16 protein-coding genes are annotated in these 19,169 nt (G+C 71.1%); 8 read left to right on the forward strand and 8 right to left on the reverse strand.

What is annotated here, in order from left to right; all coding sequences use genetic code 11:
• A complete protein-coding gene (locus ACFQQI_RS19315; protein ID WP_378567349.1) occupies positions 1-600 on the reverse strand; it encodes a hypothetical protein in 600 nt (199 codons plus the stop codon).
• Positions 601-754: 154 nt separating this feature from the next.
• Between ACFQQI_RS19315 and ACFQQI_RS19320 the strand changes: the two genes are divergently transcribed.
• On the forward strand, positions 755-1,312 hold the full coding sequence (locus ACFQQI_RS19320) for a TIGR00730 family Rossman fold protein (RefSeq protein ID WP_378567352.1): 558 nt from the start codon (positions 755-757) through the stop codon (positions 1,310-1,312).
• Position 1,313: 1 nt separating this feature from the next.
• Here ACFQQI_RS19320 and ACFQQI_RS19325 read toward each other — a convergent pair whose 3' ends face one another.
• The 6 genes from ACFQQI_RS19325 to ACFQQI_RS19350 all read right to left on the reverse strand — a co-directional run bounded on the left by ACFQQI_RS19325 (position 1,314) and on the right by ACFQQI_RS19350 (position 9,051).
• A complete protein-coding gene (locus ACFQQI_RS19325) occupies positions 1,314-2,447 on the reverse strand; it encodes a glycerate kinase (RefSeq protein ID WP_378567355.1) in 1,134 nt (377 codons plus the stop codon).
• A 9-nt stretch (positions 2,448-2,456) separates the two neighbouring features.
• The gene (gene gcl, locus ACFQQI_RS19330) at positions 2,457-4,232 is read right to left on the reverse strand and encodes a glyoxylate carboligase (protein ID WP_378567401.1); all 1,776 of its coding nucleotides are present in this window, start codon (positions 4,230-4,232) and stop codon (positions 2,457-2,459) included.
• A gap of 1 nt (position 4,233) precedes the next feature.
• The gene (locus tag ACFQQI_RS19335) at positions 4,234-5,142 is read right to left on the reverse strand and encodes a 2-hydroxy-3-oxopropionate reductase (protein ID WP_378567358.1); all 909 of its coding nucleotides are present in this window, start codon (positions 5,140-5,142) and stop codon (positions 4,234-4,236) included.
• A 23-nt stretch (positions 5,143-5,165) separates the two neighbouring features.
• Positions 5,166-6,002 (reverse strand): hydroxypyruvate isomerase family protein, encoded by an 837-nt coding sequence (locus tag ACFQQI_RS19340; RefSeq protein WP_378567361.1) that lies wholly within the window; start codon positions 6,000-6,002, stop codon positions 5,166-5,168.
• A 96-nt stretch (positions 6,003-6,098) separates the two neighbouring features.
• The gene (gene pntB, locus ACFQQI_RS19345) at positions 6,099-7,514 is read right to left on the reverse strand and encodes a Re/Si-specific NAD(P)(+) transhydrogenase subunit beta (RefSeq protein ID WP_378567364.1); all 1,416 of its coding nucleotides are present in this window, start codon (positions 7,512-7,514) and stop codon (positions 6,099-6,101) included.
• Positions 7,515-7,518: 4 nt separating this feature from the next.
• Positions 7,519-9,051 (reverse strand): Re/Si-specific NAD(P)(+) transhydrogenase subunit alpha, encoded by a 1,533-nt coding sequence (locus tag ACFQQI_RS19350; RefSeq protein ID WP_378567366.1) that lies wholly within the window; start codon positions 9,049-9,051, stop codon positions 7,519-7,521.
• A 96-nt stretch (positions 9,052-9,147) separates the two neighbouring features.
• Here ACFQQI_RS19350 and ACFQQI_RS19355 point away from each other — a divergent pair, with 96 nt between their 5' ends.
• From ACFQQI_RS19355 to fdhD, 7 genes are all read left to right on the forward strand, one after another.
• Entirely contained in the window at positions 9,148-10,119 is a 972-nt protein-coding gene (locus tag ACFQQI_RS19355) for a 2-dehydropantoate 2-reductase (protein ID WP_378567368.1), read from the forward strand.
• Positions 10,120-10,237: 118 nt separating this feature from the next.
• A complete protein-coding gene (gene oxc / locus ACFQQI_RS19360; protein WP_378567371.1) occupies positions 10,238-11,977 on the forward strand; it encodes an oxalyl-CoA decarboxylase in 1,740 nt (579 codons plus the stop codon).
• 46 nt (positions 11,978-12,023) lie between these two features.
• Positions 12,024-12,515 carry an NAD(P)H-dependent oxidoreductase subunit E gene (locus ACFQQI_RS19365; protein ID WP_378567374.1) on the forward strand — a complete coding sequence of 164 codons (492 nt, stop codon included), beginning with the start codon at positions 12,024-12,026 and terminating at the stop codon, positions 12,513-12,515.
• Positions 12,512-14,107: a formate dehydrogenase beta subunit gene (locus tag ACFQQI_RS19370; protein ID WP_378567377.1), complete on the forward strand. Its 1,596-nt coding sequence runs from the start codon at positions 12,512-12,514 to the stop codon at positions 14,105-14,107. The genes ACFQQI_RS19365 and ACFQQI_RS19370 overlap by 4 nt, the downstream gene beginning before the upstream one ends.
• On the forward strand, positions 14,104-16,923 hold the full coding sequence (fdhF, locus tag ACFQQI_RS19375) for a formate dehydrogenase subunit alpha (protein WP_378567380.1): 2,820 nt from the start codon (positions 14,104-14,106) through the stop codon (positions 16,921-16,923). The genes ACFQQI_RS19370 and fdhF overlap by 4 nt, the downstream gene beginning before the upstream one ends.
• Before the next feature lies 1 nt (position 16,924).
• Positions 16,925-17,440 (forward strand): formate dehydrogenase subunit delta, encoded by a 516-nt coding sequence (locus ACFQQI_RS19380; protein ID WP_378567383.1) that lies wholly within the window; start codon positions 16,925-16,927, stop codon positions 17,438-17,440.
• Between the two features lie 9 nt (positions 17,441-17,449).
• Entirely contained in the window at positions 17,450-18,298 is an 849-nt protein-coding gene (fdhD, locus tag ACFQQI_RS19385; RefSeq protein WP_378567386.1) for a formate dehydrogenase accessory sulfurtransferase FdhD, read from the forward strand.
• Between the two features lie 28 nt (positions 18,299-18,326).
• Here the strand turns inward: fdhD and sucD are convergent, their stop codons facing one another.
• The gene (gene sucD / locus ACFQQI_RS19390; protein WP_378567389.1) at positions 18,327-19,169 is read right to left on the reverse strand and encodes a succinate--CoA ligase subunit alpha; all 843 of its coding nucleotides are present in this window, start codon (positions 19,167-19,169) and stop codon (positions 18,327-18,329) included.

Here is a 19,169-nt window from a genome sequence, read left to right on the forward strand (position 1 = left end):
TCAGGCCCCGTTCCTCGCCATCGGCTTGACGAGGAGCGCGCCGCGCTCGGCGGCGATCGCGCCCGGATGCAGCAACCGGTCGCGGGGGTCGCGCCCGGCCTCGGCGGCCAGACGCTGGGCGAGGGTGAGGAGGCACTCCCAGGCGAACGCGATCAGGGCGTCGGCCCAGACGGCGGTCACCACCTCGGGCCCGTCGGGGGCCGCGAACGTGGACACGAAGAGGCCGCGGACCTGCTTCGTGGTGCCCACCGCGAGCGGCACCCGCACCGCGGCGGGCTCCCGCAGCTGGTCACAGGAGACCGTGACCCCGACCGTGACCAGACCGGTCGCGCACTCGAGGGTCACCGTGTCGGTGAGGACGAGCAGCTCGTTGGCGCCGGACTGCCAGACGACGTCGCGCCCCGAGTCACGCGGCAGGTCGGCGACCAGCCGCGCCACCTCGACGAGCAGTCGCTGCGCGGTCTTCGCCGGCACCCGGATCCAGTCGGCGGTCGTCCCGGGCTCCAGGACGACGTCCGGCACCACGACCCGGCGACCCAGGTCGATCCCCAGGATGCTGACGTCGGTGCGGGTCGGACGAGGCGTTGGCGTGGAGGTCACGGGCGGACCCTTCCGAGAGACCGGACCCCGAGCCCCGGGGGCCACGCCCACTCTGGCCCGCCCGCGACGGCGAGCTGAATAGCCCGTTTGTGCCAAGTTCCGGTCCGGCCCCCGCGGGCGCGGGCCGGTCGTAGCCATCTCTACGCTGGCGCCCATGCACTCCGAGCTCCGACGCGTCGCCGTCTTCTGCGGGTCGTCACCAGGTCACGACGAGGCACTGATGCGGTCGGCGTACGACGTGGGGCGCGGCCTCGCCGAGCGCGGCATCGGGCTCGTGTACGGCGCCGGCGGCCTCGGCCTCATGGGCGCGGTCTCGCAGGGCGCCCTCGACGGCGGCGGCGAGGTCATCGGCGTCATCCCCCGGTCGATGGTCGAGCGCGAGTGGGGCCGGGACGACCTCACCGAGGTGCGCGTCGTCGAGACCATGCACGAGCGCAAGGCGCTGATGGCCGACTACGCCGACGCGTTCCTGTGCCTGCCCGGCGGCATCGGCACGCTCGAGGAGATCGTCGAGGTGTGGAGCTGGCGGCACATCGGCTTCAACGACGACCCGGTCGGCTTCCTCGACGTCGGCGGCTTCTGGACGCCGCTGCTCGCGGCCCTGCAGGGCCTGGTCGACGCCGGCTTCGTCCGCCAGGAGGTCATGGACGACGTCGTCGTGGCCGGCACGCTCGACGAGGCGCTCGAGGGACTGGCGGCGCGGGTCGGGTGACTCAGGGGCCGAGGTGGTCGGTGGCGATCCGTCGTCCGACCAGCCCCAGCAGGCGCTCCCCGTCACGGAGGCACCGCGCCAGGTCGGGCTCGACGTCGGTGAGCGGGTAGACCGCCTCGATCCCGGCCGCGACGAGCGGACCGCGCTCCAGGGTGTTGCTCCCGCACACCGCGACGACCGGCACCCGGGCCTGCCGCGCGACAGCGGCGACGCCCACCGGCGCCTTGCCGTGGAGCGTCTGCTCGTCCAGGGCACCCTCGCCGGTGATCACCAGGTCGGCGCCGTCGAGACGGTCCCGGAACCCGACGAGGTCCAGCACGAGCTCGATGCCGGGCACGGTCGTCGCGCCGAGGAGCGCGAGCGCGGCGAACCCGACGCCGCCCGCGGCACCGGCTCCCGGGGTCTCCCGGTGGTCGGTGCCGGTCTCGGCCGACACCAGGTCCGCCCACCGGCCGAGCGCGACGTCGAGGCGCGCGACCTGCTCAGCGCCCGCGCCCTTCTGCGGGCCGTAGACCGCAGCCGCGCCACGCGGACCGGTCAGCGGGTTGTCGACGTCGCAGGCGACCAGGACCTCCACGCCGTGCATCCGCTCCCGCAGCCCGGTCAGGTCCAGGGACGCCACCGCGTCGAGGCAGCCGCCACCCTCGCCGATCTCGTCACCCTGCGCGTCGGTCACCGTCGCGCCGAGCGCCCGCACCAGCCCCGCTCCGCCGTCGGTGCAGGCGCTGCCGCCGATCCCCAGCACCACCTGCGTGCAGCCTGCCTCGACGGCCCGCGCCATCACCTCACCCGCGCCGCGCGAGCTCGCCGTCATCGGCTGCGGTGTCCCGTCGGGGAGCCGGCTCAGGCCGGCCGCGTCCGCGAGCTCGACGACCGCCGTACCGCCCCTGCGGGCGTATCCGCTCTGCACCGGTCGTCCGGTCGGGCCGGACGCGGTGACGGGGACCAGCTCGTAGCCGGCGGCGACCGCGGCGGCCAGAGTGCCGTCCCCGCCGTCCGCGACCGGCACGACCTCGACCTGCACGTCGGGTACGCCGGCCCGCAGCCCCGCGCCGACCGCGGCACCGACCTCCGCCGACGTGAGCGTCCCCTTGAACTTGTCGGCCGCGACCAGCACGCGCCGTGGATGCGGCATGCCGTCGGCTCAGCGCGTCGCGAAGGCGCTCGTGGGGGCGTCCTCGGGTGACTCCGCGAGCTCCTCGAACTCGTTGACCGCATCGATCTCGACGCCCATCGACACGTTCGTGATCCGCTCGAGGATGACCTCGACGACGACCGGCACGTCGTACTCGGCCATCAGCGACTTCGCCTTCTCGAACGCCGGGACGAGGTCGGCCGGATCGGTGACGCGGATCGCCTTGCAGCCCAGGCCCTCGGCGACCTTCACGTGGTCCACCCCGTAGCCGCCGACCTCGGGGCTGTTGAGGTTGTCGAAGGAGAGCTGCACGCAGTAGTCCATGTCGAACCCGCGCTGCGCCTGCCTGATCAGGCCCAGGTAGGAGTTGTTCACGACGACGTGGATGTACGGGATGTTGAACTGGGCGCCGACCGCGAGCTCCTCGATGAGGAACTGGAAGTCGTAGTCGCCGGAGAGGGCGACGACGAGCGAGTCGGGGTCCGCGGTCGCGACGCCGAGCGCCGCCGGGAGCGTCCACCCCAGCGGCCCCGCCTGGCCGGCGTTGATCCAGTGCCGCGGGCGGTAGACGTGCAGCATCTGCGCGGCCTGGATCTGCGACAGGCCGATCGTGCTGACGTAGCGCGTGTCGGGTCCGAACGCACGGTTCATCTCCTGGTAGACGCGCTGCGGCTTGATCGGGACGTCGTCGAAGTTCGTCTTCCGCTCCAGGGTCCGCTTGCGCTCGCCGCAGGCCTCCGCCCACGCGCTGCGATCGGGCAGCGTGCCAGCCTCGAGCTGGTCGCGCGCGACCTCGACGAACGCCGCCAGCGCCGCGCCGGCGTCGGACACGACGCCGAGGTCGGGCGCGAACACCCGCCCGATCTGCGTCGGCTCGATGTCGACGTGCACGAACTTCCGGCCGTTCGTGTACGTGTCGATGCCCCCGGTGTGGCGGTTCGCCCACCGGTTGCCGATGCCGACCACCAGGTCGGACTCGAGCAGCGAGGCGTTGCCGTAGCGGTGGGAGGTCTGCAGCCCGACCATGCCCGCGTTCAGCGGGTGGTCGTCGGGGATCGTGCCCCACCCCATCAGGGTCGGGACGACGGGTACGCCGGTGAGCTCGGCGAACTCCACCAGCAGGTCGGCGGCGTCGGCGTTGATGACGCCACCACCCGCGACCACGAGCGGGCGCTCGGCGGCCGCCAGCATCGCCAGCACCTTCTCCGCCTGCGTCCGCGAGGCCGCCGGGCGCTGCACCGGCAGCGGCTCGTACGCGTCGATGTCGAACTCGATCTCGGCGAGCTGCACGTCGAGCGGCAGGTCGAGGAGCACCGGGCCCGGGCGACCCTCGCGCATCAGCCAGAACGCCTTCTGGAAGGCGCCCGGGACCTGGGCGGGCTCCAGGATCGTGGTCGCCCACTTCGTGATGGGCTGGGCGATGTCGGAGATGTTGATCGCCTGGAAGTCCTCCTTGTGGAGCTTCGCCACCGGCGCCTGGCCGGTGAGGCACAGGATCGGGATCGAGTCGGCGATCGCCGAGTAGAGGCCGGTGACCATGTCGGTGCCCGCGGGACCGGACGTCCCGACGCAGACGCCGATGTTCCCGGGCGCCGTCCGGGTGTAGCCCTCGGCCATGTGCGCGGCACCCTCCACGTGGCGGGCCAGGACGTGCTTGATGCCGCCGTGCGCCCTGACGGCGCTGTAGAACGGGTTGATCGCGGCACCGGGCAGCCCGAAGAGCTGGGTGGCGCCCTCCTTCTCCAGGATCAGGCAGGCGGCGTCGACCGCACGCATCCGCACCATCTCAAGCACCGCTTCCGTCAGTAGCACCACGACCGGACAGTCGCTCGACGCCGCGCAGCAGGGCGGAGTGGTCGAGCCCGCCGTCGCCGGCGGCGCGGGTCGCGGCCACGAGCTGCGCCATCAGCGCGCCGAGCGGGATGACCACCCCTGCCTCGCGGGCGGCCGCGGTCACGATGCCCATGTCCTTGTGGTGGAGGTCGATGCGGAAGCCGGGCTGGAAGGACCGCCCGAGCATGTTCTCCTTCTTCTGCTCCAGCACCTTCGAGCCGGCGAGGCCGCCGCCGAGCACCTCGAGGGCGGCCTTCGTGTCGACGCCGTACGCCTCGAGGAAGACCAGGGCCTCGGAGACCGCCTGGATGTTGGCGGCGACGATGAGCTGGTTCGCCGCCTTGACCGTCTGGCCGGCGCCGTTGGGGCCGACGTGCACGACCGTCCCGCCGACCGCGTCGAAGAGCGGCTTGGCCGTCTGGAAGTCGTCCGCCGAGCCGCCCACCATGATCGAGAGGGCCGCGTTCCTGGCCCCGGCCTCGCCGCCGGAGACCGGAGCGTCGAGGTACCGGAGTCCCCGGCCCCGGGCCTCGGCGGCCAGGTCGGCGGTGATGTCGGGACGGATGCTGGAGAAGTCGATGACGAGCGCACCGGACGCGGCGTGGGCGAACACACCGTCGTCGCCCTGCATCAGCGCGACGACGTCCGGCGAGTCCGGGACCATGGAGCACACCACCTCCGCGTCGGCCACGGCCTCCGCGACCGACGACGCAGCGCGGCCCCCTGCGGCCGTCAGTGGTTCCGCCTTCGCGGGGTCGAAGTCGAAGCCGGTGACCGTGTGGCCGGCCTTCGCGAGATGGACCGACATCGGGCTGCCCATGATGCCGAGCCCGATGAAGCCGATGCGGATGGCGCTGGTCATGTCGATGCTCCTTGGGTGGGTGGTCAGGGGGTGACGTCGATCGCCGCGGTACGGCGCTCGCGCGGGAGCCACTCGAAGCTGTTGGCGGTCGTGGTCGACGGCTTGTACTCCAGCCCGACCCAGCCGGCGTAGCCGGCGGCTTCCAGCGCGGCGAGCTGGCGGTCGAGCGGCAGGCTGCCGGTGCCCGGCTCGTTGCGTCCGGGGGCGTCGGCGATCTGGACGTGGGCGATCCGGTCGGCGTGCCCGCCGATCAGGGCGTCGACGTCGTCGCCGTTGACGGCCAGGTGGTAGAGGTCGGCCAGCAGCCCGATGTTGGTGACCCCGGCCTCGGCCCGGACCCGGTCGATGACCGCCAGGGCGTCGGCGGAGATCAGCAGCGGATACCGGGGCGCACCGCTGACGGGCTCGAGGAGCACGGTGCCACCTATCCCGTCGACGGCCTCGGCGGCGAACGCCAGGTTCGTCAGGGCGAGCTCGTCCTGCTGGAGCGCCGGCACGTCGTCGACGCGGTTGCCGTAGAGCGCATTGAACGACGTGCACCCGAGCTGCTCGCCGATCTCGACGAGCACGTGGACGCTCTCGCGGAACTCGATGCTGCGGGCGGGCCAGGACACCAGGCCCCGGTCACCGCCCGGCATGTCGCCGGCCGCGAAGTTCAGCCCGACGAGCGAGACGCCGGCGTCGCGGACCGCGGACACGAAGGCGTCGACGCTGGGGCCGTCCGGCACGGACTCGTCGAAGGGCCACCAGAACTCGACCGCCGAGAAGCCGGCCTCCGCGGCCGCGGCCGGTCTCTCCAGGACGGGGAGCTCGGTGAAGAGGATCGAGCAGTTGACGTCGTAGCGAAGTGAGTGACCCATGCGCATACTTTCGTATTCTGGATACAGTCTTCTGTGGGCATCGACAGTAGGTTCGCGCTCTCGCGGCCGTCAACCCCGGCGCCCGTCGGGGCGGCGTCAGTTGAGGGTCGCGAGGATGTCCTCGACCCGCTCCTTCGCGTCGCCGAAGAGCATCGCGGCGTTGTCGCGGAAGAAGAGCGGGTTCTGCACCCCGGCATAGCCGGACGCCATCGACCGCTTGAACACGATCACGTCGCTCGCGTCCCACACGGTCAGCACCGGCATGCCGGCGATCGGGCTGCCGGGATCCTCGGACGCGGCGGGGTTGACCGTGTCGTTGGCGCCGATGACGAGCACCACCGACGTACCGGTGAAGTCGGGGTTGATCTCGTCCATCTCCAGGACGATGTCGTACGGCACGTTGGCCTCGGCGAGGAGCACGTTCATGTGGCCGGGCAGCCGGCCCGCGACCGGATGGATGCCGAACCGCACGTCGACGCCACGCTCGCGCAGCCTGCGGGTCAGCTCCGCCACGCCGTGCTGGGCCTGCGCGACGGCCATCCCGTAGCCGGGCGTGATGATCACGGAGTCCGCGGACAGGAGCAGCTCGGCCACCTCCGCGGCGTCGATCTCCCGGTGGTCGCCCTGCTCCGCGTCTCCGCCCGAGGCGACCTCGATGCCGAACCCGCCGGCGATCACGGAGATGAACGAGCGGTTCATCGCCTTGCACATGATGTAGGAGAGATAGGCACCGGAGGAGCCGACGAGCGCGCCGGTGATGATGAGCAGGTCGTTCTCGAGCAGGAAGCCCGACGCGGCCGCCGCCCAGCCGGAGTAGCTGTTGAGCATCGACACGACCACCGGCATGTCTCCCCCGCCGATGGACGCCACCAGGTGCCAGCCGAGCAGCAGCGCCAGCACCGTGACGGCGATCAACAACGGCAGCGAGGGCGACAGCACGAACCACACCGTGAGGACTGCGAAGGCGACGAGGGCGCCGAGGTTGAGCAGGTTCTTGCCCGGCAGCACCATCGGCGCGGACTTGATCCGGGCCGACAGCTTGAGGAACGCGACGATCGAGCCGGTGAAGGTGACGGCGCCGATGAAGACGCCGATGAAGACCTCGGCGTGGTGCACGCCGAGGGTGCCGAGCGCCTCGAGCCGGCTCGCCTCCGCCGGGTCGCTCTCGACCTCGAAGTAGCCGTTCCACCCGACGAGGACCGCCGCCAGCCCGACGAAGCTGTGCAGGAGCGCGATCAGCTCCGGCATGCCGGTCATCTCGACGACCCTGGCCCGGTGCAGCCCGATGGCGGCTCCGATCGCCATCGCCACGAGCAGCAGGACGAGCCCGCTCCCCTCGATGTCGCGATCGATGGCGAGTGCGACGGTCGCGACCAGCGCGACCGCCATCCCGACCATGCCGAAGACGTTCCCGGCCTTGGCGCTCTCGTGTCGGGAGAGCCCCGCGAGCGCGAGGATGAACAGGAGGGCGGCGATGATGTACGCGGCGTTCGCCGCGGAGAGGACGGTCACGCGGTCAGCTCCTCTGGAACATGGCGAGCATGCGGCGGGTGACGGCGAATCCGCCGAAGACGTTGATGCTCGCGAGCAGGATCGCGACGAAGGCCACCGCCGTGATCGCGGTGTCACCGGGATGGCCGATCTGCAGGATCGCCCCCACCACGATGATCCCGGAGATGGCGTTGGTGACGCTCATCAGTGGCGTGTGCAAGGCGTGGTGGACCTTGCCGATGACGTAGTAGCCGATGACGATCGCGAGCACGAACACCGTCAGGTGTCCGATCAGCGCCTGCGGCGACAGCGCGGCGACGAGGAAGAGCGCTGCCGCGGCGGCGCCGATGAGCCCACGACGTCGCCAGGGTGACGGGGGCGGCTGTTCCTCGGGCTCCCGCTTCGGTGCGTCGGCCGCCGGCGGTGCGGCCGGCGCGGCCGAGACGTGCACCGGAGGTGGCGGCCAGGTCAGCTCGCCGTCCCGGACCACGGTCACCGAGCGCTGGACGACGTCGGAGTCGTCGAGCACCAGCTGCCCGTCGGCTTCCGGGGTGAGCAGCTTCATCAGGTTGACGATGTTCGTGCCGTAGAGCTGTGAGGCCTGGGCCGGCATCCGCCCGGCGAGGTCGGTGTAGCCGATGAGAATGACGCCGTTGTCGGTGCGCACCACGTCGCCCGCGAGCGTGCCCTCGACGTTCCCGCCGTTCGCGGCGGCCATGTCGACCACCACGCTGCCCGGGCGCATGCTCGCCACCATGTCGGCGGTGATGAGCCGCGGCGCCGGCTTCCCGGGGATCAGCGCGGTGGTGATGATGATGTCCACGTCGGCGCACTGCTCGGCGTAGAGGCGGCGCTCGCGCTCCCGGTAGTCGTCCCCCATCTCCTTGGCGTAGCCGGTCGCGCTGACCTCGACCTCCGGGGACTCGATCGCGATGTACTCGCCGCCGAGCGACTGCACCTGGTCCGCGACCTCCGGCCGCGGGTCGGTCGCTCGGACGACAGCGCCCATGCTCCGGGCGGTGCCGATGGCGGCTAGTCCCGCGACTCCGGCACCGACGACGAGCACCTTCGCCGGTGGCACCTTGCCGGCGGCGGTCACCTGCCCGGTGAAGAACCGGCCGAACTGGTGCCCGGCCTCCAGCACCGCCCGGTAGCCGGCGATGCCGGCCATCGAGCTCAGCACGTCGAGCGACTGCGCCCGCGAGATCCGGGGCACGGCGTCCATCGCGAGCGCCGTGATCGGCCGCGTCGCGAGGTCGGCGACGAGGTCGGCGTCGAACGCCGGACGGAGCATGCCGATCAGGGTCGCGCCGTCGCGGAGCCGGTCGAGCTGCTGCGACGACGGCGCCTCGACGCCGAGGACGACGTCGGCGACCACCGCGTCGCCGATGGACGCGCCTGACTCGACGTACGCCTCGTCGGGAAAGCTGGCGGCCGCACCGGCACCGGCGTCGACGACGACGTCGTACCCGAGCTTGACCAGCCCGCGCACGGTCTGGGGCGTCGCCGACACCCGGCGCTCCGCGCTGCTCGCCTCCTTGAGGACTCCGATGATCACGGGTTCTCCTCTCGGCCTTGCGGCCTGCCGGTGTTCGTATACAGTATGGATTCGACCGTATACGACGTGGCCGCGTCAACACCGAGGAGAGTGCTCGTGAGGATCGCCGTGGTAGGAGCAGGAGCAATCGGCGCCTACTGGGGCGCTGCGATGCATCGGGGTGGCGCGGAGGTCCACCTCATCGCGCGGAACGAGCACCTCGAGGCCATGCGGAGCAACGGCGTCCAGGTGCTCAGCCCCCGCGGCGACTTCGACGCACACCCGCACGCGACCGACGACCCGGCGGAGGTCGGACCGGTCGACTACGTGTTCCTCGGCCTCAAGGCCCACAGCTATCCGGACTGCGGCCCTTTGGTCGACCCTCTCCTGGGCCCCGACACCGCGGTGATAGCGGCCCAGAACGGCATCCCGTGGTGGTACTTCCACGAGCTGAAGGGGCCCTACCAGGGTCGGCGCGTCGAGGCCGTCGATCCCGGCGGCGCCACCAGCGCCGTGCTCCGCCCCGACCGCGCGATCGGCTGCGTCGTCTACCCCGCCACGGTCATCGAGTCGCCCGGAGTCATCCGCCACCTCGAGGGCACGCGCTTCTCCATCGGCGAGCCCTCCGGTGAGATCTCGACCCGCTGCACCGAGCTGAGCGACGCGATGATCGCCGGAGGCCTCAAGAGCCCGGTCGAGCCCGACATCCGCAACGACATCTGGATCAAGCTGATGGGGAACGTCGCGTTCAACCCGCTCAGCGCCCTCACCCGGGGGACCATGGTCGAGATCTGCCAGCACCCGGGCACCCGCCAGCTGGTCGTGCAGCTGATGGAGGAGTCGCTCGACATCGCGGCCCGGCTGGGCAGCACGCCCGACATCTCGGTCGAGAAGCGCCTGCACGGCGCGGAGGGCGTGGGCCACCACAAGACCTCCATGCTCCAGGACCTGGAGGCGGGCAAGCCGCTGGAGCTCGACGCCATCGTGACCGCCGTCGTGGAGCTGGCGGACGTCACGGGCGCGCCGGCCCCGACCCTGCGCACCATCCACGCCGCCGTCGACCTGTTGGCGAGGACATCCGGCCCCTGACTCCATCCCCATCGGGCCCGTGCTTCTGGCCCACCGCGGGAGTACGGTGGATCTGAACTACTGCATGGTTCATACTTCATACAATCTCGGCAACCCAGCGCATCGCCAAGGAGGAACCTTGACCACGATCGACGATTCCAAGAACCTCGCGGGTCCTGAGGGCGGCGCCGAGCCGCCCGGCCTGACCGACGGGATCCACGTCGTCATCGACGCGCTGAAGCTCAACGACGTGAAGACCGTCTACGGAGTCGTCGGGATCCCGATCACCGACGTGGCGCGCCTCGCCCAGGCGTCGGGGATCCGCTACATCGGGTTCCGCCACGAGAGCGACGCGGGCCACGCGGCGGCCGCTGCCGGCTTCCTGACGAAGCAGCCGGGCATCTGCCTCACCGTCTCCGCCCCCGGCTTCCTCAACGGGCTCGTCGCGCTGGCGAACGCCACGACGAACTGCTTCCCCATGGTCCAGATCTCGGGGTCGAGCGAGCGTCACCTGGTCGACCTCCAGCGCGGCGACTACGAGGAGATGGACCAGCTCGCCGCGGCCCGGCCCTTCTGCAAGGCCGCCTACCGGGTCTCCCGGGCCGAGGACATCGGGCGCGGCATCGCGCGGGCGCTCCGCACCGCCGCCTCCGGCCGGCCCGGAGGCGTCTACCTCGACATCCCGGCCGCGGTGCTGGGCGAGGTGATGGACGAGGAGAAGGCCGCGGCCTCGCTGTGGAAGCTCGTCGACCCGGCTCCGCGGCAGGTGCCCGAGCCGGCCGCGATCGACCGCGCGATCGACCTGCTCTCGGCGGCCGAGCGGCCGCTCGTCGTACTCGGCAAGGGCGCTGCCTACGCGCAGGCCGACGACACCATCCGCAGCTTCATCGAGACGACCGGCGTCCCCTACGTGCCGATGTCGATGGCCAAGGGGCTGCTCCCCGACGACCACCCCCAGTCGGCGGCCACCGCGCGCTCGCTGGCGCTGAAGCGGGCCGACGTCGTGATGCTCGTCGGCGCCCGCCTGAACTGGCTGCTCGGACACGGCGACGCGCCGCAGTGGAGCCCCGACGCCAAGTTCATCCAGGTCGACATCGAAGCCTCCGAGATGGACAGCAACCAGCCGATCGCCGCTCCCCTCGTCGGTGACGTCGGGTCGGTGATGGAGGCCCTGGTCGAGCGGAGCAAGCCCGGCCAGATCACCGTCAACCAGGAGTGGCGCACGGAGCTGACCGCGAAGTCCGACCAGAACGTCGCCAAGATGGCGACGCGCCTCGAGTCCGCGAAGGCCGCGCACCCGATGAAGTTCCTCGGCGCGCTCCAGGCGATCCGCGAGGTCCTCGGCGAGAACCCCGAGGCCTACATCGTCAACGAGGGCGCGAACGCGCTCGACCTCGCGCGGAACACGATCGGGATGCAGGTCCCCCGACACCGCCTCGACAGCGGCACCTGGGGCGTCATGGGCATCGGCATGGGCTACGCGATCGCGGCTGCGGTCGAGACGGGCAAGCCGGTCGTCGCGATCGAGGGCGACAGCGCCTTCGGCTTCAGCGGCATCGAGCTGGAGACGATCTGCCGCTACAACCTGCCGGTCGTCACCGTCGTCCTCAACAACAGCGGCGTCTACCGCGGCAACGACGTGTCACCGTCGTCCGATCCGGCTCCGACGATGCTCAAGGCCCGCCACGACCTCATGATCCAGGCCTTCGGCGGCACCGGGCACCAGGCGACCACGCCGGCGGAGGTCTCGACGCTCCTGCGCGAGGCGCTGGCAGCGGGCTCCCCCGCCCTGATCGACTGCGTGATCGACCCGTCGGACGGCACCGAGAGCGGTAACATCGCCCACCTGAACCCCAAGGGGATCGCCGGCGCCCGCTGAACACCGTCCTGACAGTGAGACGATGTAGCAAGGAGCTTCCAAGCCGATGGGTCTGACAGCGAACGGGACGGCACACACGGAGACCGAGGCGATCATCCGTGAGGTCGCGGCCGCCCACACGAGCCGCCGTGGGCCGCTCCTCGAGATACTCCACGACGTCCAGGATCGACTGGGCTGCGTGCCCCCCGGGTCCGTCCAGGTGCTGGCCGACGCGCTCAACCTCTCGCAGGCCGAGGTGCACGGGGTCGTCACCTTCTACCACGACTTCCGGAGCGTGCCGGCGGGCCGCACGACGGTGCGGGTGTGCGAGGCCGAGGCCTGCCAGTCGGTCGGCTCGCGCGACGTGGTCGCCCGGCTGAAGGAGCAGTACGGCGTCGCCCACGGCGAGACCACGCCGGACGGGTCGCTCACCGCCGAGCGGGTCTTCTGCTTCGGCAACTGCGCGCTCGGCCCGACCGTCGAGGTCAACGGCAAGCTGCACGGGCGCGTCGATCCCGACCGGTTGTGCTCGATCGTGGACAAGGAGCTGGGCCGATGACGACAACGCCTGTCACCGTCTACGTGCCGTGCGACTCCGCGGCCCGCTCGGTCGGCGCCGACGAGGTCGCCGAGGCCGTCGCGGCCGCCGCGGCACGACAGGGTCGTGACGTCCGGCTCGTGCGCAACGGCTCGCGCGGCCTGCTCTGGCTCGAGCCGCTGGTCGAGGTCGAGACCGCCGAGGGTCGCGTGGGCTACGGCCCCGTCGCCGCATCGGACGTCGACGACCTGGTCGCCGCCGGCCTCTTCGACGGCGCCGACCACCCGACGCGCGTCGGGCTCGTCGAGCAGTTGCCCTGGCTCGCCAAGCAGAACCGGCTCACGTTCAAGAGGGTCGGTGTGACGGACCCCCACTCCCCCGACGACTACGTCCGCAACGGCGGCCTCGCCGGCCTGCGACGGGCGCTCGAGCTGTCGCCGGCCGACGTCGTCGCGGAGGTCACCGAGTCCGGCCTGCGCGGCCGCGGCGGCGCCGGCTTCCCCGCCGGCATCAAGTGGAAGACCGTGCTGGACTGCGCCGACGAGCTGAAGTTCATCTGCTGCAACGCCGACGAGGGCGACAGCGGGACGTACGCCGACCGGATGCTGATCGAGGGCGACCCCTTCACGCTCATCGAGGGCATGACCATCGCCGCGCACGCCGTCGGCGCCACCGAGGGCTACGTCTACCTCCGGTCCGAGTACCCGGACGCCGTGGCGACGCTGCGTGCCGCGATCGACGCCGCCCGCGAGCTGGGCTGGCTGGGCGTCGGCATCCTGGGCTCCCAGCTCTCCTTCGACATCGAGGTCCGGGTCGGCGCGGGTGCCTACATCTGCGGCGAGGAGACCTCGATGCTCGACAGCCTCGAGGGCAAGCGCGGCATGGTGCGGGCGAAGCCGCCGATCCCCGCGATCACCGGACTCTTCGGCAAGCCGACGATCGTCAACAACGTGCTGACGCTGGCGAGCGTGCCGACGATCCTCGCCGACGGCGCCGAGGCCTACAGCAGCCTGGGCGTCGAGAAGTCCCGCGGGACCCAGGTGTTCCAGCTCGGCGGCAACCTCCGCCAGGGCGGCATCGTCGAGACCGCTTTCGGCGTCACGCTGGGCGAGCTCGTGGAGGAGTACGGCGGCGGCACCCGGTCCGGCCGACCCGTGCGCGCGGTCCAGGTCGGCGGCCCCCTCGGCGCCTACCTTCCCCCGTCGCAGTTCGACCTGCCGATGGACTACGAGGCGTTCGTCGCCGCCAACGCGATGGTCGGCCACGGCGGCATCGTCGTCTTCGACGACACCGTCGACATGGCCGCACAGGCCAGGTTCGCCATGGAGTTCTGCGCGGCGGAGTCGTGCGGCAAGTGCACGCCCTGCCGGGTCGGCTCGGTGCGTGGCGTCGAGGTGATCGACCGGATCACTGCCGGTGAGCACCGCGACGAGAACCTCGCCGTCCTCGAGGACCTCTGCGACGTGATGACCGAGGGCTCCCTGTGCGCGATGGGCGGGTTGACACCGATGCCCGTCCGCAGCGCGATCACCCACTTCCCCGACGACTTCTACTCCCGAGAACGAGCAACAGGAACCGTGCCAACCGATGCAAGGACGGAGGCCAGCTCATGACGCTGCTCAAGGAACCCGACCGCGGCACCCCGGCCAAGGAGGGCGGGCTGACCGTCTCGGTCGAGATCGACGGCCAGAGTGTGTCCGTCCCGGAGGGCACTTCGGTCCTGCGCGCGGCGTCGCTCGCCGGCGTCGACGTACCCAAGCTGTGCGCGACGGACAGCCTCGAGGCGTTCGGCTCCTGCCGGCTCTGCCTCGTGGAGATCGACGGCCGCAAGGGCACGCCGGCTTCGTGCACGACCCCGGTGGCCGACGGGATGGTCGTGCACACCCAGTCGCCGAAGGTGGGCAAGCTCCGCCGGAGCGTCATGGAGCTCTACATGTCCGACCACCCTCTCGACTGCCTCACCGACTCGGCGAACGGTGACTGCGAGATGCACGAGATGGCCGACGCGGTCGGGCTGACCCACGTCCGGTACGGCCAGGACGGTCCGAACCACCTCGACGAGGCGCCCGACCTCACGAACCCCTACTTCAACTTCGAGCCCTCCAAGTGCATCGCCTGCTCGCGGTGCGTGCGCGCGTGCGACGAGATCCAGGGCACCATCGCGCTCACCATCGAGGGACGCGGCTTCGAGTCGAAGGTGTCGCCGGGCGGCACGACGTTCATGGACTCCGAGTGCGTCTCCTGCGGCGCCTGCGTGCAGGCGTGCCCGACCGACGCACTCCAGGAGCGCTCGGTGGTCGACCTCGGGATGCCGAACCGCTCGGTGATCACCACGTGCGCCTACTGCGGCGTCGGCTGCTCGTTCAAGGCGGAGCTCCGCGACGACGAGGTGGTCCGGATGGTGCCCCTCAAGGACGGCGGCGCCAACGAGGGCCACTCCTGCGTGAAGGGACGCTTCGCCTTCGGCTACGCGACGCACTCGGACCGCCAGCTCCGCCCGATGGTCCGCGAGAAGATCACCGACCCGTGGCGCGAGGTGGAGTGGGACGAGGCGATCAACACCGTCGCCACCCGCATGCTCGAGCTCCAGGAGCGGTACGGCGGCGGCGCGATCGGCGCCATCAGCTCGTCCCGGTGCACCAACGAGGAGGTCTTCGTCGTCCAGAAGATGGTGCGGGCGGCCTTCGGCAACAACAACGTCGACACCTGCGCACGGGTGTGCCACTCCCCCACCGGCTACGGGCTCAAGCAGACCTTCGGCGAGTCGGCCGGCACGCAGGACTTCCGGTCCGTCGCGAAGGCGGACGTGATCATGGTGATCGGGGCCAACCCGACCGAGGCCCACCCGGTCTTCGGGTCCCGGATGAAGCAGCGGCTCCGCGAGGGCGCCCAGCTCATCGTCGTCGACCCGCGGCGGATCGACCTGGTGCGGTCGCCCCACATCGAGGCGGCCCACCACCTCCAGCTGAAGCCCGGCACGAACGTCGCCGTCGTCAACGCGATGGCGCACGTCGTGGTGACCGAGGGCCTCGTCAACGACTCGTTCGTCGCCTCCCGGTGCGAGGGGTTCGACGAGTGGGCCGAGTTCATCTCCCTGCCGGAGAACAGCCCGGAGGCGGTCGAGGACCTGACCGGCGTATCCGCCGACGAGCTGCGCGCCGCCACGCGCCTCTACGCGCAGGGCGGCAACGGAGCCATCTACTACGGCCTGGGCGTCACCGAGCACAGCCAGGGCTCGACGATGGTGATGGGCATGGCCAACCTCGCCATGGCGACCGGCAACATCGGTCGCGACGGAGTCGGCGTGAACCCGCTGCGCGGCCAGAACAACGTGCAGGGATCCTGCGACATGGGGTCGTTCCCCCACGAGCTGCCCGGCTACCGGCACGTGTCGGACGACGCCGTCCGCAGCGTGTTCGAGAACCTGTGGGGCAGGAAGCTCCTGAACGAGCCGGGCCTGCGGATCCCCAACATGTTCGACGGCGCGCTCGACGGCTCCTTCCGCGGGCTGTTCGTGCAGGGCGAGGACATCGCCCAGTCGGACCCGAACCTCCAGCACGTGTCCGCGGCTCTCAGCGCGATGGAGCTCGTGGTGGTCCAGGACCTGTTCCTGAACGAGACCGCGAAGTTCGCCCACGTGTTCCTGCCCGGCGCGTCCTTCCTGGAGAAGGACGGCACCTTCACCAACGCCGAGCGCCGGATCAACCGGGTCCGCTCCGTGATGGCCCCGAAGTCCGGCAAGCACGAGTGGGAGATCGTCTGCGACATCGCCACCGCGATGGGCTACCCGATGCGCTACGAGCACCCCGGCGAGATCATGGACGAGATCGCGGAGACCACACCGACGTTCGCCGGCGTCTCGTTCGAGAAGATCGACCGGCTCGGCAGCATCCAGTGGCCGTGCAACGAGGAGTTCCCGGACGGGACCCCCGTGATGCACACCGACACGTTCACGCGCGGCAAGGGCAAGCTCGTGCCGACGCCGTTCGTCCCCACCGACGAGCGCAGCACGCGTCGCTTCCCGCTGATCCTGACGACCGGACGGATCCTGTCGCAGTACAACGTCGGGGCCCAGACGCGGCGGACCGCGAACGTCGCCTGGCACCCCGAGGACGTCCTGGAGATCCACGAGAGCGACGCGGAGCTGCGCGGGATCGCCAACGGCGACCTCGTCGAGCTGGCCAGCCGGGTCGGCAAGACGACGCTGCACGCGGAGATCTCGGACCGCGTACCCCCGGGCGTCGTCTACACGACGTTCCACCACCCGGTGACCGGCGCCAACGTGGTCACGACCGAGAACTCCGACTGGGCGACCAACTGTCCCGAGTACAAGGTGACCGCGGTCCAGGTGAATCCCACCCACGCCGTGACCGACGAGGAAGTCGAAGCGGTTCGGGAACGGTCCGCGACCGGCGAGCTGGTGGGCTGACGTGTCCGCTGCCCTGCCGCCCGAGATCCGGATGATCCACAACATCGCGGTGCAGTTCGGCCACCTCCCGCCCGAACGGGCTGCCGAGGAGATCGCCAACCACGTGCGCAGGTTCTGGGACCCGCGGATGCGGACACGCCTGATCGAGCTCGCGAGCGAGAGGGACGACCTCGACCCGGTCGTGCGTGCCGCGGTCGACCTCGTGCGGGGCGAGGCGTCCGTCGCGCCGGGAGCCGCGAGCCCGGATCGCCTCGTCTCGGTCAAGACCGCCGACGGTTGGCTCGAGGTCGACCTCGCCGAGCCGCAGACGCTGCTCGGGGTGAGCCAGGCGCTCGGGATCCGCGAGCTCGCCGAGGGCCACGAACCGGCTCGTGAGGGCCTGCCGATGGAGCAGGTGCAGGCGACGATCGAACGGGTCACGGGACACTGGGCCACGACCGAGGTCCTGCTCGCTCTGGAGCAGGAGGACGTTCGTCCGACGCGCTCGAGTGTCGACCCCGGACTAGTCTCGCCGTGAGGTGATCAGATGGGACGTGTGACCAGCCGGCGCCGGGTGATCCGGCTGCGCCGCCAGGGCGTCACCACGCGACCCGACACCCTGGCGGTCGAGGAGCCGCTCGAGATCCGCGTCGCCGGACGTGCGCTGTCCGTGACGATGCGGACGCCGGGCCACGACTTCGACCTGGCGGCGGGGTTCCTCGTCAGCGAAGGTGTCATCCGCAGCTCGGACGACATCCTGGGCATCCGCTACTGCGCCGGCGCCGTCGACGACGGCTCCAACACCTACAACGTCGTCGACGTCAGCCTCGCCCCCGGCGTGGCCCCGCCCGACCCGTCGGTCGAGCGCAACTTCTACACCACCTCGTCGTGCGGGGTCTGCGGCAAGGCCAGCCTCGACGCCGTCCGTACGACGGCGCACTGGTCGGTGCGCGACGACCCGGTCCACTTCGACACGTCGATGCTCGAGAAGCTCCCCGACCAGCTCCGTGCGGCGCAACCGGTCTTCGACCGGACGGGCGGCCTGCACGCGGCCGGCCTGTTCACCTCGGACGGAGAGCTGCTGTGCGCGCGCGAGGACGTCGGACGCCACAACGCGGTCGACAAGGTGCTCGGCTGGGCCGCCCGCGAGGACCGGCTCCCGCTCACCGGCACGATCCTGATGGTGAGCGGTCGGGCGTCGTTCGAGCTGGTGCAGAAGGCGGTGATGGGCGCGATACCGGCGCTGGCCGCCGTCTCGGCGCCGTCCTCGCTCGCCGCGGAGCTCGCCACCGACGCGGGCCTGACGCTCGTCGGCTTCCTCCGCGGATCGTCGATGAACGTCTACAGCGGCGCCGACCGCCTGGGGCTGGAGCGTCCCACCGAGCTCGGCGCGTGAGCCGACCGGCGCCGCTCAACCTCGAGGCTCAGGTGAGCTGTCGGTCCAGCACGGACTCGAGCGCCTCCCGCATCAGGCGGGCGGTCTCGGACGGCGTCTTGCCGACCTTCACGCCGACGGCCTCGAGGGCCTCCTTCTTCGCCTGGGCGGTGCCCGAGGAGCCGGAGACGATGGCGCCGGCGTGGCCCATGGTCTTGCCCTCCGGGGCGGTGAAGCCCGCGACGTACCCGACGACCGGCTTGGAGATGTGGTCGGCGATGTAGGCAGCGGCCCGCTCCTCGGCGTCGCCGCCGATCTCGCCGATCATCACGATCGCCTTGGTCTCCGGGTCGTCCTCGAAGGCCTGCAGCGCGTCGATGTGGGTCGTGCCGATGATCGGGTCGCCGCCGATGCCGATCGCCGTGGTGAAGCCGAGGTCCCGCAGCTCGTACATCATCTGGTAGGTCAGCGTGCCCGACTTCGACACGAGGCCGATCGGGCCCTTCCCGGAGATGGTGTGCGGGGTGATGCCGGCGAGGGACTCCTCCGGGGTGATGATGCCCGGGCAGTTCGGACCGATCATGCGGGTCCTCGAGCCCTGCAGCAGCGACCACACCTCGGCGGTGTCCTGCACCGGAACCCCTTCGGTGATGACGACCATGAGCGGGATCTCGGCGTCGATCGCCTCGACGCAGGCGCTCCTGGTGTGCGCGGGCGGCACGAACAGCACCGACACGTCGGCGCCCGTGGCCGCCATTGCCTCCTGGACGGTCCCGAAGACCGGCAGCTCCCGGCCGGCGAGCTCGACGTTGGTGCCGGCCTTGCGGGCGTTGACGCCGCCGACGATGTTGCTGCCGGCCTCGATCATCAGGGTGGTGTGCTTGGAGCCCAT

The organism is Nocardioides sp. GCM10030259 (genome assembly GCF_042666375.1).
Taxonomy (GTDB): Bacteria; Actinomycetota; Actinomycetes; order Propionibacteriales; family Nocardioidaceae; genus Nocardioides.